This is a genomic window from Streptomyces sp. SCSIO ZS0520, from assembly GCF_025643355.1.
In the GTDB taxonomy this organism is placed as follows: domain Bacteria; phylum Actinomycetota; class Actinomycetes; order Streptomycetales; family Streptomycetaceae; genus Streptomyces; species Streptomyces physcomitrii.
The window spans coordinates 5,740,888-5,760,185 of record NZ_CP092644.1 but is presented as its reverse complement, the minus strand read 5'-3'; the positions used below and the strand labels follow the sequence as shown (position 1 = coordinate 5,760,185).

13 protein-coding genes are annotated in these 19,298 nt (G+C 73.8%); 9 read left to right on the top strand and 4 right to left on the bottom strand.

Annotated features, from left to right (window positions below; translation table 11 throughout):
- Window positions 1–40 precede the first annotated feature (40 nt).
- Together MID12_RS22955 and pepN are read left to right on the top strand one after the other, a co-directional pair.
- Window positions 41–1,099: a DUF6670 family protein gene (locus MID12_RS22955; protein ID WP_263170428.1), complete on the top strand. Its 1,059-nt coding sequence runs from the start codon at window positions 41–43 to the stop codon at window positions 1,097–1,099.
- A gap of 209 nt (window positions 1,100–1,308) precedes the next feature.
- Window positions 1,309–3,900, top strand: coding sequence for an aminopeptidase N (gene pepN, locus MID12_RS22950; protein ID WP_263170425.1), 2,592 nt, complete (start codon window positions 1,309–1,311; stop codon window positions 3,898–3,900).
- 311 nt (window positions 3,901–4,211) lie between these two features.
- On the opposite strand, the gene MID12_RS22945 is transcribed toward pepN, so the two are convergent.
- The 4 genes from MID12_RS22945 to MID12_RS22930 form a co-directional block, all read right to left on the bottom strand.
- Window positions 4,212–4,451 (bottom strand): hypothetical protein, encoded by a 240-nt coding sequence (locus MID12_RS22945; protein WP_040253556.1) that lies wholly within the window; start codon window positions 4,449–4,451, stop codon window positions 4,212–4,214.
- A 20-nt stretch (window positions 4,452–4,471) separates the two neighbouring features.
- Complete coding sequence (gene malQ / locus MID12_RS22940) at window positions 4,472–6,697, bottom strand: 4-alpha-glucanotransferase (protein ID WP_263170422.1); 2,226 nt, start codon at window positions 6,695–6,697, stop codon at window positions 4,472–4,474.
- A gap of 9 nt (window positions 6,698–6,706) precedes the next feature.
- Window positions 6,707–6,979: a hypothetical protein gene (locus MID12_RS22935; protein ID WP_040253554.1), complete on the bottom strand. Its 273-nt coding sequence runs from the start codon at window positions 6,977–6,979 to the stop codon at window positions 6,707–6,709.
- 502 nt (window positions 6,980–7,481) lie between these two features.
- The gene (locus MID12_RS22930) at window positions 7,482–8,018 is read right to left on the bottom strand and encodes an HNH endonuclease (RefSeq protein ID WP_040253551.1); all 537 of its coding nucleotides are present in this window, start codon (window positions 8,016–8,018) and stop codon (window positions 7,482–7,484) included.
- 331 nt (window positions 8,019–8,349) lie between these two features.
- Between MID12_RS22930 and MID12_RS22925 the strand changes: the two genes are divergently transcribed.
- From MID12_RS22925 to MID12_RS22895, 7 genes are all read left to right on the top strand, one after another.
- Window positions 8,350–9,411, top strand: a complete 1,062-nt coding sequence (locus tag MID12_RS22925) for a mechanosensitive ion channel family protein (RefSeq protein ID WP_263170419.1) — start codon at window positions 8,350–8,352, stop codon at window positions 9,409–9,411.
- A gap of 472 nt (window positions 9,412–9,883) precedes the next feature.
- Window positions 9,884–11,347, top strand: coding sequence for a hypothetical protein (locus MID12_RS22920; protein WP_040253545.1), 1,464 nt, complete (start codon window positions 9,884–9,886; stop codon window positions 11,345–11,347).
- Window positions 11,348–11,481: 134 nt separating this feature from the next.
- Entirely contained in the window at window positions 11,482–12,402 is a 921-nt protein-coding gene (locus MID12_RS22915) for a glutamate ABC transporter substrate-binding protein (protein WP_078845196.1), read from the top strand.
- Window positions 12,403–12,547: 145 nt separating this feature from the next.
- On the top strand, window positions 12,548–13,864 hold the full coding sequence (locus tag MID12_RS22910) for a hypothetical protein (protein ID WP_040253541.1): 1,317 nt from the start codon (window positions 12,548–12,550) through the stop codon (window positions 13,862–13,864).
- Window positions 13,861–16,404 (top strand): serine/threonine-protein kinase, encoded by a 2,544-nt coding sequence (locus tag MID12_RS22905; protein WP_040253539.1) that lies wholly within the window; start codon window positions 13,861–13,863, stop codon window positions 16,402–16,404. Before MID12_RS22910 ends, MID12_RS22905 begins: the two co-directional genes overlap by 4 nt.
- A gap of 3 nt (window positions 16,405–16,407) precedes the next feature.
- Entirely contained in the window at window positions 16,408–17,808 is a 1,401-nt protein-coding gene (locus tag MID12_RS22900) for a PP2C family serine/threonine-protein phosphatase (RefSeq protein ID WP_263170415.1), read from the top strand.
- Window positions 17,809–17,871: 63 nt separating this feature from the next.
- A complete protein-coding gene (locus MID12_RS22895; protein ID WP_040253537.1) occupies window positions 17,872–19,215 on the top strand; it encodes a vWA domain-containing protein in 1,344 nt (447 codons plus the stop codon).
- Window positions 19,216–19,298: the final 83 nt, after the last annotated feature.

Here is a 19,298-nt window from a genome sequence, read left to right as displayed (position 1 = left end):
TGCTTCGGCCCGAGGCGCGAGGAAGCGGAGGGCCACCACCATGAGCACCCGGCGAACCCGTCCCCGGCGACCGCTTCCGGAACGGCTCACCGCACTGGTGAACCGGACCGGATCCCTGAACGGCCGCCCCTTTCCCCCCGGCACCCCGATGCGGCCGCCCGCCGGACGGCTGCGGAACTGGGCGCACTACGGGCTGATGGTCCCGGACCTGCCGGAGCCGCACCGCTTCTTCGGGGTGATGTCGATCCTCGGGACGCCCGGTGTCACCGTCTTCGCCAACGACCGGCTGATCACCACCACCCCCGAGGACACCGCGTACACCGTCTCCGCGACCGCCTCGATGGAGTCCGGGCAGTTCCTGGTGCAGAGCATCGCGCGGGACTGCGACTTCCGGGCGGACGGCAGCCGGCTCCGCTTCGGCGAGGAGCTGCTCGTCGAGGGGGCCCCGCCCCGGCTCACCGTCCGGCGGACCCACCCGGACGTCACCGTGGAACTCGACGTCGAGGTGACCGGCACCGCCTCCCACTTCGCCGCCCTCCCCGGCACCTACCGGCACTGGAGCCTGCTCGCGCGCTACCGCGGCCGCATCGAGCACGGCGGCCGCCACCAGGACATCGCGGGCCTGTGCACCTTCGAGTACGCGGCGGGCGCGGGCACCCGCAGCCTGCCGCTCACCCGGCGGCTCAAGGTGCCGGTGCGGCTCTTCACCTACCACGTGCTCAACCTGGACGAGCGCACCCAGGCGCTGCTGGTCGAGGTGCTCGGCCCGGGCGGCTTCCCCCTCCAGCGCGCCGTCTACCTGCGCTCCCTCGACGACCACGGCTCCGTGCACACCCGCGGCTTCGCCCTCGACATCACCTCCTACGAGGCCACCGGGCGCGCTACACCCGACGGCCGGTCCATGCGGCTTCCGCGCACCCTCGCCTGGCGGGTCCAGGACGAGGCGGGCCGGGAGCTGCTCAGCGTCGAGGGCACCACCGGGGGCGACTTCGCCTACGGGCTCGGCGCCGGGTTCGTCGGCAGCTATACGTACACCGGGCGCTTCCGGGGCGCGGAGATCGGCGGGCGGGCCTACCTGGAGTACGTGGACTGCCGTTGAGCCGGGGCCGGTGCGTCCCGGAGCGGGGCGTACCGGGTGCCGCGGTGCGTCATGAGTCCCGCCCGTTCGGGTACGCCCCTGTTCACCGGCCCTATGGGGACATCGTCTTGGAGGGTGTCCGCGTGGAAGGATGGCCGGAACGTCACCTGTGACGGACCCGACCCCGAACGAACGACGCTCTGAAGAAGACGCATCGAGGAGATGACCGCGTGCCCGGCACCAATCTGACCCGTGAAGAGGCGCAGCAGCGGGCGAAGCTGCTCACCATTGACTCGTACGAGATCGATCTCGACCTCTCGGGTGCGCAGGAGGGCGGGACCTACCGGTCGGTGACCACCGTCCGCTTCGACAGTGCCGAAGCCGGGGCCTCCTCCTTCATCGACCTGGTCGCGCCCGCCGTGCACGAGGTGGTCCTCAACGGCGCGGCCCTGGACCCCGCCGCGGTCTTCGCCGACTCCCGGATCGCCCTCGCGGACCTGAAGGAGGGCGGCAACGAGCTGCGGGTGGTCGCCGAATGCGCGTACACCAACACCGGTGAGGGGCTGCACCGCTTCGTCGACCCGGTGGACGAACAGGCCTATCTGTACACGCAGTTCGAGGTGCCGGACGCGCGGCGGGTGTTCGCCTCCTTCGAGCAGCCGGACCTCAAGGCGACCTTCCGGTTCACCGTGCGGGCGCCCGAGGGCTGGACGGTGATCTCCAACTCGCCGACCCCCGAACCGGCCGACAACGTCTGGGCGTTCGCGCCGACGCCGCGCATCTCCTCGTACATCACCGCGCTGATCGTCGGGCCCTACCACGCGGTGCACAGCAGCTACGAGAAGGACGGCCAGTCGGTGCCGCTGGGCATCTACTGCCGCCCCTCGCTGGCCGAACACCTCGACGCGGAGGCGATCTTCGCGGTCACCCGGCAGGGCTTCGAGTGGTTCCAGGAGAAGTTCGACTACGCCTACCCCTTCGCCAAGTACGACCAGCTCTTCGTGCCGGAGTTCAACGCGGGCGCGATGGAGAACGCGGGCGCGGTGACCATCCGCGACCAGTACGTCTTCCGCTCGAAGGTCACCGACGCCGCCTACGAGGTGCGGGCCGAGACCATCCTGCACGAGCTGGCGCACATGTGGTTCGGCGACCTGGTCACCATGGAGTGGTGGAACGACCTGTGGCTGAACGAGTCGTTCGCCACCTACACCTCCATCGCCTGCCAGGCCCACGCCGCCGGCAGCCGCTGGCCGCACGCCTGGACCACCTTCGCCAACTCGATGAAGACCTGGGCCTACCGGCAGGACCAACTGCCGTCCACCCACCCGATCATGGCCGAGATCAACGACCTCGACGACGTCCTGGTCAACTTCGACGGCATCACCTACGCCAAGGGCGCCTCGGTGCTCAAACAGCTCGTCGCCTATGTCGGCATGGACGAGTTCTTCAGCGGCGTGCAGGGCTACTTCAAGCGGCACGCCTACGGCAACACCCGCCTCTCCGACCTGCTCGGCGCCCTGGAGGAGACCTCGGGCCGGGACCTGGCCACCTGGTCGCAGAAGTGGCTGCAGACCGCGGGCATCAACATCCTGCGCCCCGAACTCGCCACCGACGAGGAGGGCGTGCTGACCTCCTTCGCGGTACGGCAGGAGGCCCCCGCACTGCCCGCCGGGGCCAAGGGCGAGCCGGTGCTGCGCCCGCACCGCATCGCGATCGGCCTCTACGACCTCGACGAGGCGAGCGGCAAACTGGTGCGCCGCGAGGGCGAGTCGGGCCGGATCGAGCTGGACGTGGACGGCGAACTCACCGAGGTCCCGCAGCTGGTGGGCGTCCGCCGCCCCGCGGTGATCCTGCTCAACGACGACGACCTCTCGTACGCGAAGGTCCGCCTCGACGAGGAGTCGCTGCGGGTGGTCACCGAGCACCTCGGCGACTTCGCGGACTCCCTGCCGCGCGCGCTGAGCTGGGCCTCCGCCTGGGACATGACCCGCGACGGCGAACTGCCCGCGCGCGCCTACCTCGACCTGGTGCTCGCCGGGGTGGCCAAGGAGTCCGACATCGGCGTGGTGCAGTCGCTGCACCGCCAGGTCAAGCTCGCCCTCGACCTCTACGCGGACCCCAACTGGCGGGAGGCCGGGCTCGCCCGGTGGACCGAGGCGACCCTCGCGCATCTGCGCGGCGCCGAGGCGGGCAGCGACCACCAGCTCGCCTGGGCCCGCGCCTTCGCGGCCACCGCCCGCACCCCCGAGCAGCTGGACATCCTGGAGCAGCTCCTCGACGGCACCGACACCGTCGAGGGCCTGGTGGTCGACACCGAGCTGCGCTGGGCCTTCGTGCAGCGGCTCGCCGCGGTGGGCCGCTTCGACGAGCCGGAGATCACCGCCGAGTACGAGAAGGACCGCACGGCGGCGGGCGAGCGGCACGCGGCCACGGCCCGTGCCTCCCGGCCGACCGACGAGGCGAAGGCGGAGGCCTGGGCCTCGGTGGTGGAGTCGGACAAGCTCCCCAACGCGGTGCAGGAGGCGGTCATCGCGGGCTTCGTCCAGACCGACCAGCGCGAGCTGCTCGCCCCGTACACCGAGCGCTTCTTCTCGGTGGTGAAGGACGTCTGGGAGTCGCGTTCGCACGAGATGGCCCAGCAGATCGCGATCGGCCTCTACCCGGCGGTCCAGGTCGAGCAGCCCACCCTGGCGGCCACCGACGCCTGGCTGGAGTCCGCCGGGCCGAACGCGGCGCTGCGGCGGCTGGTCTCGGAGTCCCGCTCGGGCGTGGAGCGCGCGCTGCGGGCCCAGGAGGCGGACGCGGCGGCGAGCGCCCGCTGAGCCCGTCCGGCCGTGACGGCATGACGCGGGCCACAGCGGCATGACGCGGCCGTGACGGTGTGAGACGCGAGACGGGCGGTCCCCGCGCAGGGGGCCGCCCGTCGGCGTCCGGGAGGGCCCTCGGCGGACCCGGCGCCCGGGCGGAGGGCCCGGGCGGAGGGCCCGGCCGGATCGGCCCGTGCGCATCCGATCGGCCCGTGCGCGTCCGGACGGCAGGCGAGCATCCGGACCGGCCCGCGAGCATGCCGAGGGCGTGGCCCGTACCCGGGCTCGGGTACGGGCCACGCCCTCGGTCGGTCACACGGCGCGGATCAGCTCTGCTTCTGCTGCTTGCGGGACTTGTCGCCCACCATCACCAGTCCGGCGATCACCAGGAAGAGCACGAGCGGCGCGGCCACGAAGAGGCCGAGCGTCTCCACGACGCTCAGCTTGGCGCCCGGGTCGTCGCCGTCGTCCGGGGTGGCAGCGAGCGCGGGGGCCGTCATCAGCAGCATCATCAGCGTCGTACCGGCGGTCAGGGCTCCGGCGCGCAGGGCGTTCTTCTTGTCCACGGGGCCAACGTAGCGAATGGCTAGAGCACCCGCGCGTCCGGGGGTACCGATCGGGGCCCCGGGGAGGCCTCCGGGGAGCGGAAGACGTCGATGAGGGAGTAGAGGCGGGAGGAGGCGGCCAGCTCCTCCAGGGTGACCGGCCTGCCCTGGTCGTCGGCGATCGGCAGGCGCCAGTTGGGGTACGCGTCCGAGGTGCCGGGGACGTTCTGCGGGCGGCGGTCGCCGACCGCGTCCGGCAGCCAGACGCCGACCAGGCGGGCCGGGGTGCGGCGCAGATAGCGGTGGACCGCGCGGATCTCGTCCTCCTCGTCGCCCGCCCCGGCCGGGAGCAGCCCGAGCCGCGCGAAGACGGCCAGCCACTGCGCGACCTCGGTGGCCTCGGCCTCCTGCGCCTCCTCGTCCGCCCGGGCCTCGCTGTCCGCGTCGGTCGTGCTGTCGGGGTCGGTCGCGCCGGCGGCCGGTTCCGGTGGCGCCGCCGGGGCCGCCGCCGCGGGCGGGCCCGCCTCGTCGCCGTGGCCCGTGGTGCCGCCCGACTCCGGTCCGTCCAGGCCGAGTTCGCGGCGCAGCCGGACGTGGTCGCCGCTGAGCCGGGCCGCGGTGGGCGGCAGGTCGTGGGTGGTGGCGGTGGCCAGGCAGTCCGCGCGCCACTCCTCGGGGGCCAGCGGGCGCCCGGAGCCCCGGTAGTCCCGCTCGAACCAGAGCACCGAGGTGCCGAGCACCCCGCGCCGCTGGAGCGTCTCGCGCACGCCGTCCTCGACGGTGCCGAGATCCTCGCCGATCACCAGGGCGTCCGCCCGGTGCGCCTCCAGGAGCAGCACGGCGAGCATCGCCTCGGCGTCGTAGCGGACGTAGGTGCCCTCGGTGGGCGGCTGCCCCGCGGGCACCCACCACAGCCGGAACAGGCCCATCACATGGTCGATGCGCAGCGCGCCCGCGTGCCGCAGCAGGGCGCGCAGCAGGTGGCGGTACGGGGCGTAGCCGCTCTCCGCGAGGCGGTCGGGGCGCCAGGGCGGCAGCCCCCAGTCCTGGCCGCGGGCGTTGAAGGCGTCCGGCGGTGCCCCGATCGACATGCCCTCGGCGAAGTAGCGCTGCTGCGCCCAGGTGTCCGAGCCGGAGGGGTGGACGCCGACCGCGAGGTCGTGCACGAGGCCCACCGCCATGCCCGCCTCCCGGGCGGCGCGCTGGGCGGCGGCGAGCTGGCAGTCGGTCAGCCAGGCGAGCAGGCAGTGGAAGTCGACGCGGTCCCGGAGTTCGCCGCGCAGCCGCCCGGTCCCGGTGGAGCGGGGGTCGCGCAGCTCCTCGGGCCAGCCGCGCCAGTTGCTGCCGTGCACCTCGGCGAAGGCGCAGAAGGTGGCGTGGTCCTCCAGGGCGCGGCCCTCGAGGGCGAGGTAGTCGCAGTAGGCGGCGCGGCGGCCCGGTCCCTGGGGCACCGCCGCCACGAGGGCGAGGGCCTGCTCCTTGAGCTCCCGGACGGCGTCCCGGTCGATCAGCTCCCCCTCGCCGAGGACGCCTTCCCGCAGCGCCGCCGCCCGCCGCAGCAGTTCCTCGGCCGCCGCGCGCTGCTCGCCGCGCAGCTGGGCGTACTCGGGGATGTCCTCGATGCGCAGATGGACGGGGTCGGGGAAGCGGCGGGTGGAGGGCCGGTACGGGGAGGGGTCGGAGGGCGTTCCGGGCAGGGCCGCGTGCAGCGGGTTGACCTGGAGGAAACCGGCGCCGAGGTCGCGGCCCGCCCAGGAGGCGAGTTCGGCCAGGTCGCCGAGGTCGCCCATGCCCCAGGAGCGGGCGGAGAGCAGCGAGTAGAGCTGGACGAGGAGTCCGTAGGTGCGGGCGTGCGGCGCGGGCGCGCGCTCGGGCGCCACGATCAGCTGCGCCTCGGCGCGGCGCCCGTCGGCGGCCTCGGCGTCGAGGCGGTGCACTCCCGGCGGCAGCCCGGTGGTCTCGGCCCGGGTCTCGCCCTGCTCGGTGGTGACCCGCAGCCGGGTGCCGGGCGGCAGCCGGTGCAGCGCCTCGGCCTGCCCGGCGCTCCCGGTGCCCCAGCAGACCACGGTCGGGGGCAGCAGCCGCTCCCGGTCCTCGGCCTCCCGTACGGCGAGCGCCCGGCGGACGGCCCCGGGGGTGCTCGCGTCCACGCCGAGCGCGGCGAGCGCGGCGACCACGGTGGACTCCGGCACCGGAACGTCCCGGCCGGGTGAGGGCGCGTAGGAGGTGGCGACGCCGTAGAGCGAGGCGAGCCGGGACAACGGCATCGGGTCTCCCTAGGCTCCCGTGGACTCCGGGCCCGCCGCGGTGGCGTTGGCGGTCGGCTCGCTGGTGAGGGGAAGTACGTCGGCGAGCGGGGGCTCGCTGGTCAGCGGGGCCGCGTCGGCGAGCGGGGGCTCACTGGTCAGCGGCAGCTCCGCGAAGGACCCCTCGGAGGTGAAGAGCGCGGCGTCGTCGAGGGCGGAGGCGGGCTCGGGGACCACGGTCAGGGGCCGGGTCCCGCTGCGTTTGGACAGGGCGGTGGGCAGGACATGCGCTGAAGCGGCCACGGTGGGCTCCTTGCGGTTGGGCGGAGAGTGCGGAGGGCTCGGAAGCCCGGCGTCCGGTATCCGGACCGTTGCGTCCCGATGAGAGCAAGCCCTACCCAGTGAACTCCAACCCAGACATCTTCGCCCCACCAACGTGACGCTGCCCACAGTCCGGCTCCCCGCCGCCCCGCACCCGGACGGCCGGGCGGCCCGCCGTGGCGGGGCCGGGGCCTGGTCAGGCGTACGTACGGTCGTCGGGTGACCGCGGAGGGGTGCTACCCGATCGGGTGGTTGCGGAGGGGCGGAGTGCGGGTGCGGGTGCGGATGCGGGTGCGCGGGCGGTGCGCCCGGGACTGTCGATCCCGGGAGCGGGGATCCTGGGACCGGCGATCCCAGGATCCCCGCTCCTGGGGCTGACGATCCCGGGACTGGCAGTCCCCTGACCCGGGACCGGCAGTCCCCTGACCGGTGCTCCCAGGACCGGCCCCGGAACCGGCCCGAGAGCCGGTCCAGGGCCGGGCCCTCAGGCCGAGACCCCCTCGATCCGCGCCAGCGCGTCCTGCGCCCCGTACGGCTGGAGGTAGGGCAGCCAGCTCGGGTCGCGGTGCCCCGTGCCGATGATGCGCCAGGCCAGGCCGGTCGGCGGGGCGGGCGGGTGCCGCAGCCGCCAGCCGAGTTCGCGCAGGTGGCGGTCGGCCTTGACGTGGTTGCAGCGGCGGCAGGAGGCGACGACGTTGTCCCAGACGTGCTGACCGCCGCGGCTGCGCGGGATCACATGGTCGACGCTGGTGGCGGCCTGACCGCAGTACATGCAGCGGCCGCCGTCGCGGGCGAACAGGGCGCGCCGGGTGAGCGGAACGGGCCCCCGGTAGGGGACCCGCACGAACCGCTTGAGCCGGACCACACTGGGTGCGGGCACGGTGCGGCTTGCGCTGTGCAGGAAGGCGCCGGATTCCTCAAGGCAGATGGCCTTGTTCTCCAGGACGAGGACGAGCGCGCGGCGGAGCGGTACGACGCCGAGCGGCTCGTACGACGCGTTGAGGACCAGGACATGCGGCACGTAGGCCTCCTTGTACGCCGGCGGCGCGTGGCTCGCGCCGGGACGATCTGCAGTCAGTCTCTCCTCATGCCTGGTCGGAGCGCCACCATGTACCCGTAACGGGCACGGAGTGTTTTGCCCCACACCGGCCTCCCGGCCCGCCTCCCGGCGCGGCCGCGCGAAGGCCCAGGGTGAGCACATCTTTTCCCGGTTCTCCCCCGCCTTCCTCCCCGAAACCGCCCACCGATCCGCACACGATGCCCCGTTAGTGTGGTTGGTGCTGCCCGTACGGCTTCACCTCGTGGAGACTGCCGGACCGTACGGGCGGGCAGCTGATCTGGAGGTTCCCGCCGTGTTCTCGTCCGTCCTTGCCGCCACCGGCACCGATGACCGCTCCGGCTCCTTCGGGAACACCCCGGACCGGGTGAACGAGGCCGCGGGCTGGTTCCAGGACAACTGGTCGCAGTGGCTCGCCGTGAGCCTGCGGATCCTGCTGATCGTGATCGTCGCCGCGGTGCTGCGGGGCGTGGTCCGGCGCGCGATCACCCGGCTGATCGACCGGATGAACCGCACCGTGCAGGCCGTGGACGGCACCGCGCTCGGCGGCCTGCTCGTCAACGTCGAGCGGCGCAGGCAGCGTTCCCAGGCGATCGGCTCGGTGCTGCGCTCGGTGGCCTCCTTCCTGATCCTCGGCACCGCCGCGCTGATGATCATGTCGACCTTCGAGATCAACCTCGCCCCGCTGCTCGCCTCCGCGGGCGTCGCGGGCGTGGCGATCGGCTTCGGCGCCCGCAACCTGGTCACCGACTTCCTCTCCGGCGTCTTCATGATCCTGGAGGACCAGTACGGCGTCGGGGACAGCATCGACGCGGGGGTGGCCTCCGGCGAGGTCATCGAGGTCGGCCTGCGGGTCACCAAGCTGCGCGGCGACAACGGCGAGATCTGGTACGTGCGCAACGGCGAGGTCAAGCGGATCGGCAACCTCTCCCAGGGCTGGGCCACCGCCGGGGTCGATGTCACCGTCCGCCCGGACGAGGACCTGGACCGGGTGAAGGCCACCCTGACCGAGGTCGGCGAGCAGCTGGCCAAGGACGAGCCGTGGAACGAGCGGCTGTGGGGACCGGTGGAGGTGCTCGGCCTGGACAGCGTGCTGCTCGACCAGATGACGGTGCGCCTGTCGGCGAAGACCATGCCGGGCAAGTCGCTGGGCGTGGAGCGCGAGCTGCGCTGGCGGGTCAAGCAGGCCTTCGACCGGGCGGGGATCCGCCTCGTCGGCGGGCTGCCCGCGCAGGCGGAGCCCGAGGCCGACGACCCCTCCGCCGGTGTCGCGGCGCCCTCGGCCTACGCCTCGGCCACCTCGCCGCAGTCGGTCGCGGCCTCGCCGATCGTGCCGCCGCCCAACCTCTCCAAGTAGCCGCCGCACGACGCGCGGGAGCGCCGCGGGGGCCCAGGGCACGCCTGAGCACGTCGACCGGCCCCCCTCGGCACCCGAGCCTCTGGACACCCGCATCCCTCGGCACCGGCCCGCTCCGGTGCTTCCCTCCCCCCAACTCCCTTGATCTCCCCGGCCGTCCGGCCCCCTCCGGCTGCCCCGAAGGCCCGCACCATCGGCCCCCGCGACACGCCCTTTCCGGTCAAAGCGCCCCAGGGCGGCGCCAGTCGGGTCACCACCGGCGCATCCGGCGCCACCCGGGAACCGATGTGCCCGCGGGTACGTGTACAAGTGCGGAGGCGGTGCGCCGGAGGGAGCCGGGGGCGCCGCCGCCGTATCAAGATCGTGGAACGCTGGTGTGGATGTCGGTCCCTGCGGCCATACTTGCGCCCGTGCACCTCTTGTCCCCGGACCGGGCGGAGGTGACCGCGAGACGACCGAGGGGGAGGCACAGGTGACACACCCGCCGAACGGCAGCGCCGCGCCGCCGGTCCCGGCGCCGCCTGCCATGCCCGCGGTACCGCCGCAGCAGGCGCCCGCCGGGCCGCCGGGGGCCGCGCCCGGCACCCCGCCGCCGGGGCCGGGCCGGCGCACGGCCTGGGCCGAGGGCGTCGAGCGGCTGCGCGCCGCGGCGACCACCGAGCCCGGGCGGCTGCGCATCATCGGTGCCGTACTCGCCCTGCTCGTGGTGGTGTTCGGCGCGGTGACCGCCTGGGAGACCTCGGCGCGCTCGGCGGCCGCCGACGACGTACTGCACCGCAGCCAGCGGCTCAGCAGCGACGCGGCGGACATCTACCGCTCCCTCGCGGACGCCAACACGGCGGCCTCCAGCGGCTTCCTCGCGGGCGGCCAGGAACCGGCCGCGGTGCGCGAGCGCTACGACCGGGACATCGAGCGGGCCTCGGAGAAGCTGGCGCGGGCCGCCTCCAGTTCGGGCGCGGACAGCGGCTCGGCCGACGCGATAGCCGAACTCAACCAGCTCCTGCCCCAGTACACCGGCCTGATCGAGCGGGCCCGCGCCAACAACCGCGAGGGCCTGCCGCTGGGCGGCGCCTACCTGCGGTACGCGAACGACCGGATGCAGCGCGAGATGCTCCCGGCCGCCGAGAAGCTCTACACGAGCGAGAACGAGCGGCTGCGCGGCGACTACGACGACGCGACCCCGTATCCGTGGCTCTCCCTCGCCCTCGGGGTCCTCGCCCTCGGCGCACTGGGCTGGGCGCAGCACCGCAACTACCGCCACACCAACCGGGTGTTCAACCACGGCCTGCTCGCCGCGACCGCCGCGGCCACCGTGGCCGTGCTGTGGCTGGCGGTCGGGCACAGCGTCGCCCGCTCCGGCCTCGACGACTCCTACGACGGCGGGGTGCGCTCCCTGAAGGTGCTCAACGACGCGCGCATCGCCGCCCTGAAGGCCCGCGGCAACGAGAACCTGACGCTGGTCAGCCGGGGCGCCGAGACCGTCACGGTGAAGGACAGGTCGCAGGACAAGTTCGACTTCGACTACCAGAAGCAGATCAAGAGCCTCGGCGGCGCGGAGTCCGGACTCCTCGGCGAGGCGGCCCGGCTCGCCGACGACAAGGACGGCGACGAGCCGGTGGCGAAGGCGGTCGACGGACTGCGCGCCTGGACCGAGCGCCACACCCTGGCCCGCGAGAGGGACGACACCGGCGACTACGAGGGCGCGCTGGAGAAGGTCATCGGCGCCGACGACAAGGACCCCACGGGCGAGTCCTTCGACCAGGTGGACCGCGCGCTCGGCGAGGCGGTCGCCCATGAGCAGCGGCAGTTCACCGGCGCGGCCGAGGACGGGCGCGGCGCGATGACCGGTCTGACGGTCGGCATCGCGCTGCTCGCGGTGCTCGGCGCGGCGGCGGCGGTGCTCGGCATCGGGCGCAGGCTTTCGGAGTACCGGTGAGAGGGGGCACTGTGGGCGGGGCACAGCGGGCCCCCGGGCCAGGAGGCAGGCGTACCGGCGGAGTTGAGGAGCGTGGGGTGACAAGGCGGCGAGCCGTTCTCGGCAGGCTGCGCGGCTGGGGCGGGGTGGCCGCGATGGCGGTGGCCATCGTGCTCACGGCCGTGTTCGTGCTGCTGCCGGTGCTCCACTCCCGCGGCCAGGAGAGCGGCGCGAGCCCCGGCGGACCGGGGGTGGCGAAGGCCAGGCCCGCGGCCGACAGCTGCAAGGATCCCGAGGCCAGCGTGCGCCCGTCCGGCGGGAGCGGGCCCGAGATCGAGAAGATCAAGGACCGCGGCAGGCTGGTGGTCGGCGTCGACCAGAACAGCTACCGCTGGGGCTACCGCGACCCGAACAAGCCCGGCGGCGACCTGGAGGGCTTCGACATCGACCTGGTCCACGAGATCGCCGAGAAGATCCTCGGCGACCCGGACAAGGTCCAGTTCCGCGCCATCCCCACCAACCAGCGCATCCCCGCGATCCAGAGCGGGGACGTCGACATGGTGGTGCGCACCATGACGATCAACTGCGAGCGCATCGAGGACGTCGACTTCTCCACCGCCTACTTCGAGACCGGCCAGCAGGTCCTCGCTCCGAAGAACTCGAAGATCACCGGCTACGACGACTCGCTCTCCGGCAAGAAGCTGTGCCTGGCCACCGGTTCGACCGCGGAGGCCGCCCTGAAGAAGAAGAGCTACGGCGCGGACCTCTCCACCACGGTGCCCAACCAGCTCGACTGCCTGGTCCGGCTCCAGCTGGGCGAGGTCGACGCGATCGTGACGGACGGCGCGCTCGGCGCGGGCCAGGCCGCCCAGGACCCGACGATCGAGCTGAAGGGCGAGCCCTTCACCGAGGAGTTCTACGGCGTGGCCATGAAGAAGGGCGCCACCAAGCTGGTCGCCCGCGTCAACCAGGTGCTCGTGGACTACCGGAAGAACGGCTGGAAGGCCTCGTACGACGCATGGCTGGCCGCGGACCTGGGCAAGTCCAGCGGGCCGCCCGCCGCCAAGTACCGCTGACCGCAGGAGGAGAGCCGGGCGCCGGACAGGAAGGGACCGGCCGGGAGAGGAACCCGGCCCGGTGCGGGACGCGGAGCACCGGACCGCAGCAGGTGTGACCCACACAAGACTCCATGTGACCCACACAAGACTCGAGAGGTGATCGATGGGCGTCGCGGGACCCCCCGGGCCGGTGATGGACCGGGACGAGGTGGACCGTGCGCTGGCGCGACTCGGCGCCGAGCACGAAGCCGTGGAGACCTCGCTCCTTTCGCTCCAGGACCACGCCGGGCGCAGGCTGCTCGAAGGCGCCGAGCTGACCGGCGTCACGGCCGAGCGCTGGGCCGAGGCGGACTCCTCGATCACCCTCCTCTGGTCGTACTTCGACGCCTATACGGCCGCCCTGCACGAGGCCCGCTCGCTGCGCGCGGGCAAGCGCTGGCTGAGCCAGGAGGCGCTGGCCGAGCTGACCGAGCGGCTGCGCGGCGCCAGTGTGACGGTGCCCGGCGCGACCGGGGCGGCGGCCGCGCGGCTGACCGGCTCCCAGTCGCTGAGCGAGACCTTCACCCTGGAGCAGCTCGTCGACCGGATGAACAAGCTCTACGCCCACTCCCTGGACATGGTGGTCGCCGCGGACGCCGTCTGGTCGGCGCTGCCCGCCCGGATAGACCTGCTCTCCGCGGAGCTCCAGCGCACCCTCAGCCTCGCCAACTCCGTCGGCGTGCGCCCCGGCGAGCACCCGGCCGGTGACGACCTGGCGCGCATCGCCCGTACGCTCACCAGGCTGCGCGCCCAGGTGATCAGCGACCCGCTGGCCTTCTGGCAGTCCGCCGGGGGCAGTTCGGCGCCCGGTGGCGGGCGCCCCGACACCGAGCGCTACGACCGCGAGGCGCGCGCCCTGGAGGATGTGCGCCGCGAGATCGAGGCGGTGCTCGCGGTCCGCCAGGACGCCGAGGCCCGCCTGCACGGGCTGCGCGACCTGCTCTCCCGCGCCGACCGCACCCTCGCCGAGGCCCGCACCGCGCGCGGCGAGGTGCTCGCCAAGATCGCCGCCTTCGAGGTGCCCGCGGTCTCCGGGCCGCCCACCGCGCTGCACGAGCAGCTGGCGACCGCCGCCGAGTACCGCAGGCACGCCCAGTGGAACCGCCTCTCCCCGCTGCTCGACTCCCTGGAGGCCAAGGCGGAGGACGAACTCCTGCGCGCCCGCGAGTCGTTGACCGCGGTGACCGCCCCGCTGGCGGTGCGGGCGGAGCTGCGCGGCCGCCTGGACGCGTACAAGGCGAAGGTCGCCCGGCACGGCCACGCGGAGGACCCGCTGCTCCTGGAGCGCTACGACACCGCGCGCCGGATGCTGTGGAGCGCGCCCTGCGATCTGCGCGCCGCCGAGGCCGCGGTGCGGCGCTACCAGCAGGCGGCGGCCGAGGCGCTGACGCCGCGGGTCCCCGAACAGGGCGGACCCACCGACTCCAGGGGGGACTCATGAGCGGACAGTCGTGCCAGCGGCCCGGCTGCCCCGGCGCCTACGAGGACGTGGGCGGCGGTGAGCTGTACTGCAACACCTGCGGCCTGGCCCCGGTCGTCTCGCCCACCGGCATGGTCAACTCCCCCTCCACGGGGATGACTTCGGGCGGGGAGGGCAGCCAGGGCTCGGCGGGCAGCTCCCGGTCCTCCGCGCAGTCGGCGCGCTCCTCGCGCTCCTCGCGGTCCTCGACCTCCCGCCGCTCGGTCTCCGGCCGCCTCTCCCGCTCGGTCTCCGGGCGGAGCTCCTCGCGCTCGGTCTCGGTGCGCAGTTCGGGCACCTCGGGCGCCTCCTCGGGGCGCGGGCGGCTCGGCGCGGGCCTGGTGCAGGTGCCGGACGTGCCGCGGCCCGATCCGCGCGCGATGGTCCAGCAGAATCCGGAGGTCCCCGAGCGCAAGCGGTTCTGCTCGCGCAGCGACTGCGGCGCCCCCGTGGGCCGCTCCCGCGGCGAACGCCCCGGGCGCACCGAGGGCTTCTGCACCAAGTGCGGCCACCCGTACTCCTTCGTGCCCAAGCTCAGCCCCGGCGACATCGTGCACGGCCAGTACGAGGTGGTGGGCTGCCTCGCGCACGGCGGGCTCGGCTGGGTGTATCTCGCCGTCGACCGCGCCGTCTCCGACCGCTGGGTGGTCCTCAAGGGCCTGCTGGACACCGGGGACCAGGACGCGATGGCGGCGGCGATCTCCGAGCGCCGCTTCCTCGCCGAGATCGAGCACGCCAACATCGTGCGGATCTACAACTTCGTCGAGCACCTCGACCAGCGCACCGGCTCCCTCGACGGCTACATCGTCATGGAGTACGTCGGCGGCAAGTCGCTGAAGGAGATCGCCAACCAGCGGCGCACCCCCGGCGGCAAGCGCGATCCGCTGCCGGTGGAGCAGGCCTGCGCGTACGGCATCGAGGCCCTGGAGGCGCTCGGGCACCTGCACAGCCGCAATCTGCTCTACTGCGACTTCAAGGTCGACAACGCCATCCAGACCGAGGACCAGCTGAAGCTGATCGACATGGGCGCGGTGCGCCGGATGGACGACGAGGAGTCGGCCATCTACGGCACGGTCGGCTACCAGGCCCCGGAGGTCGCCGAGGTCGGCCCCTCAATCGCCTCCGACCTCTACACGGTGGCCAGGACGCTCGCCGTGCTCACCTTCGACTTCCAGGGCTACACCAACGTCTACGCCGACTCGCTGCCCGACCCCGACAGCATCGCGGTCTTCCGCAGCTACGAGTCCTTCTACCGCCTGCTCGTCCGGGCCACCGACCCCGATCCGGCACGGCGGTTCGCCTCCGCGCAGGAGATGGCCGAGCAGCTGACCGGCGTCCTGCGCGAGGTCGTCGCGCTCCAGTCGGGGCGGCCGCGGCCCTCGCTGTCCACCCTGTTCGGGCCGGAGACCAAGGTCACCGACACCGAGCTGTTCGGCGAGGCCGAGGCGGAGGTCTCCCGGCTCGGCCCGCGCCCGCTCACCGCCGGGCCCGGGCGCAAGCGGGCGGGCGCCGCGCTGGTGCCGGGCCCCGCGGCCCCGCCGCCGCCCGGCCCGCTGGTGAAGGCGCTGGACACCCCGGCGGCCTCGCTGGCGCTGCCGGTGCCGCGGGTGGACCCCGGCGACGCCAACGCGGGCTTCCTCGCCGGTCTGATGGCCTCCGCGCCCGCGGAACTGCTCACCGCCCTGGAGGCGGCGCCGAACCCCTCCCTGGAACTGCGGCTGCGCGAGCTGCGCGCCCGCCTGGAGATGGGCCAACTCGCCCCGGCCGCCGAGTCGCTGGCCCACCTGGAGAGCGCCCACCCGGACGACTGGCGAGTGGTCTGGTACCGCGGCATCGCCGCGCTCGCCACCGGCGACCGCGAGCACGCCGCCCTCTCCTTCGACGCGGTCTACGACGCCTTCCCCGGCGAACCGGCGCCGAAGCTGGCCCTCGGGGTCTGCGCCGAGGTCCTCGGCCAGCTCGACAACGCCGCCGAGTACTACCGCCTCGTCTGGACGACCGACCCCAGCTATGTCAGCGCCGCCTTCGGCCTCGCGCGGGTGCAGCTCGCCGCGGGCGACCGGCGCGGCGCGGTGGCCACCCTGGAGTCGGTGCCGGAGTCCTCCATCCACTACACGGCGGCCCGGGTGGCAGCGGTACGGGCCAGACTGCGCCACCGCGTGGGCGCCCCGGAACCCTCCGCGGGCCCCGGCAACGACGTGCCCTTCCTCACCGAACTCACCGCCGCCGCGGGCCAGGTGGAGGCGCTCGACGGCTACGGCCTGGACGCGCTGCGCCGCGAACGCCTGTCCACGGAGGTTCTGGGGACGGCGCTGGACTGGGTACTCTCCACGGGCCGGAGCGGCGCGGAGGCCGCGGGCGGTGCCCGCACCGTGCTGCTCGGCAGCGAACTGGACGAGCGCGGACTGCGGTTCGGTCTGGAACGCTCGTACCGTACCCTCGCCCGGCTCGCGCAGCGGGGTGAGGAGAGGATCGAACTGGTGGAGCGGGCCAACCGCCTCCGCCCCCGGACGTGGGTGTGAGTGATGTCGCAGATCGACCAGCCGGCTGCCGGTGCGAACTGTCCGAACTGCGCGGAGCCGCTGGAGTCGGACGACAGATTCTGCGGTGCCTGCGGGCTGGACCTCGCGGCGCGCGCGGCCGGGCCCGGCGACCGGCCGACGGTCGCGCTGAGCACCCCGCCGGAGGGCACGGCCGTCCCGGTGCCCGCGCGCAGGGCCCCCGCCGAGGGCTCGGTGGACTGGCCCGAGGCGCCGGAGGTGGACAGCTCGGACCGCCCGGTGCCGGTGCACCACGGCAGTGAACTGCCCGGCACCGACTCCACCGGCATCGCCCTGCCCCGCACCGAGGAGGAGGCGCTGCGCCACGACGCCAGGGCCGGGGACGCCGCGCACACCGGGAACCCCGAAAACGCCGCGAACGCCGCGAACGCCGCGCACGCCGGTGGCACCGACTACCCGCTCGCCGCGCCCGCGGCGGCCGATCCGCGGCTCGCCGTGCCCGCGGCCCCGGAGTCCGGCGGGGGCAAGTCCTGTGTGGCCTGCCGCCTCGGCCGGGTGGACACCGACGGCTACTGCGAGAACTGCGGCCACGCCCAGCCCCGCGAACGCGACCACATGGAGCAGGAGTTGGGCGCCGTCGCCGCGGTCAGCGACCGCGGCCTGCGCCACCACCGCAACGAGGACGCCTTCGCCGTCTCCCGTACCGCCCTGCCGGACGGTTCGGAGGCGGTCGTCGCCGTGGTCTGCGACGGGGTGTCCTCGGCGACCCGGCCCGACGAGGCCTCGCTCGCCGCCTCCCACGCGGCCAACGAGACCCTGCTCGCCGCGCTGCCCCGGGGCACCCACCCGCAGCAGGCGATGCACGAGGCGATCCTCGCCGCCTCCGGCGCGGTCAACTCGCTCGCCGCCCAGGGCGGGGTGCAGGTCGACCAGAACGCGCCCGCCTGCACCCTGGTGAGCGCGGTGATCGCCGGGGAACTGCTCACCGTCGGCTGGGTCGGCGACAGCCGCGCCTACTGGGTGCCGCTGGACCGTACGGCGCCCTCCGCGCGGCTCACCGAGGACGACTCCTGGGCCGCGCAGATGGTCGCCAACGGCTTGATGACCGAGGCCGAGGCCTACGCCGACGAGCGCGCCCACGCGATCACCGGCTGGCTCGGCGCGGACGCCTACGAGGTGGAGCCGCACACCGCCAGCTTCAAGCCCGACCGCCCCGGCGTCGTGGTGGTCTGCACGGACGGGCTGTGGAACTACGCGGAGGCCGCCGAGGAGATGGCCCGCGTCCTCCCGGCGGACGCCGCCGAACGCCCCCTGCACAGCGCCCAGGTGCTCGTCGGGCACGCCCTGGACGGCGGGGGCCACGACAACGTAACAGTGGCGGTTCTGCCGTTCCCGCCCTCGGCGACGGGGGAAGTATCGGCCTGAGGCGCGGGATGTCCGGGCGAAACGGACAGCCACGCGCCCGGAAAACTAGGGGGAGCACGAAGGATGGCGAATTTCTCGAAGCCGATCGGCCCGCGGTTCTCGGTCGAGGTCTACCAGAACGAGTATCTGCCGGAGGGCGGCCGCGAGGTCAACGCGATCGTCACGGTGACCGCGACGGGCGGCGGCACGGTCGGCGGCGCGGTGAGCGCACCGGGGCTGTACGGCGCCGCCGTACCCGACGCCGCGGTGGCGCTCATGGTGGACTGCTCGGGCTCCATGGACTACCCGTCCACGAAGATGCGCGGCGCCCGTGAGGCCACCGCCGCGGCGATCGACACCCTGCGCGACGGGGTGCGGTTCGCGGTGATCGCCGGTACGCACGTGGCCAAGGAGGTCTACCCGGGCGGCGGGGCGCTCGCGGTCGCCGACTCCCGTACGCGGGAGGAGGCGAAGGACTCGCTGCGGGGCCTCTCGGCGGGCGGCGGCACCGCCATCGGCACCTGGCTGCGGCTGGCCAAGGGGCTGCTCACCGGGGCCGAGACGGCGATCCGGCACGGCATCCTGCTGACCGACGGACGCAACGAGCACGAGTCCCCCGAGGACCTGCAGGCCGCGCTCGACGACTGCGCCGGGAGCTTCACCTGCGACGCCCGCGGGGTCGGCACCGACTGGGAGGTCAAGGAGGTCACCGGCATCGCCTCCGCGCTGCTCGGCTCCGCCGACATCGTGGCCGACCCGTCCGGACTGCGCGAGGACTTCACGCGGATGATGGAGCAGGCGATGGGCAAGGAGATCGCGGATGTCGCGCTGCGCCTGTGGACCCCGCTCGGCTCCGAGATCCGCTTCGTCAAGCAGGTCGCCCCGACCGTGGAGGAGCTCACCGACCGCCGCACCGAGGCGGGCCCGCGCGCGGGCGACTACCCCACCGGCTCCTGGGGCGACGAGTCCCGCGACTACCACCTCTGCATCGAGGTGCCGGACGCGGCGATCGGCCAGGAGATGCTCGCGGCCCGGGTCTCGCTGGTGATCACGGAGGCCGACGGCGGCGTCCAGACGCTCTCCCAGGGGCTGGTACGCGCGGTGTGGACCGACGACATGGCGGCCTCCACCTCGCTCAATCCCCAGGTCGCGCACTACACCGGCCAGGCCGAGCTGGCGGACGTCATCCAGCGCGGACTCGAAGCACGCAAAGCGGGCGATCTGGACGGCGCGACCGCCAAGTTGGGGCGCGCGGTACAGCTCGCGAGCGCCTCCGGAAACGCGGATACGGCCAAGCTCCTGGCGAAGGTGGTGGACGTGGTGGACGAAGCGACGGGTACTGTGCGACTGAAGGCGAAGGTCGCCGACTCCGACGAAATGACCTTGGAGACCCGGTCGACAAAGACCGTCCGCGTCAAGAAGTCTTAGCGTCGACGCAGTGGCACGGCCGGAAGGACCGGCCACCAGCCACCCGCCGCAGGCGACGCGGACGTCCACAGGAACCGGCCCAC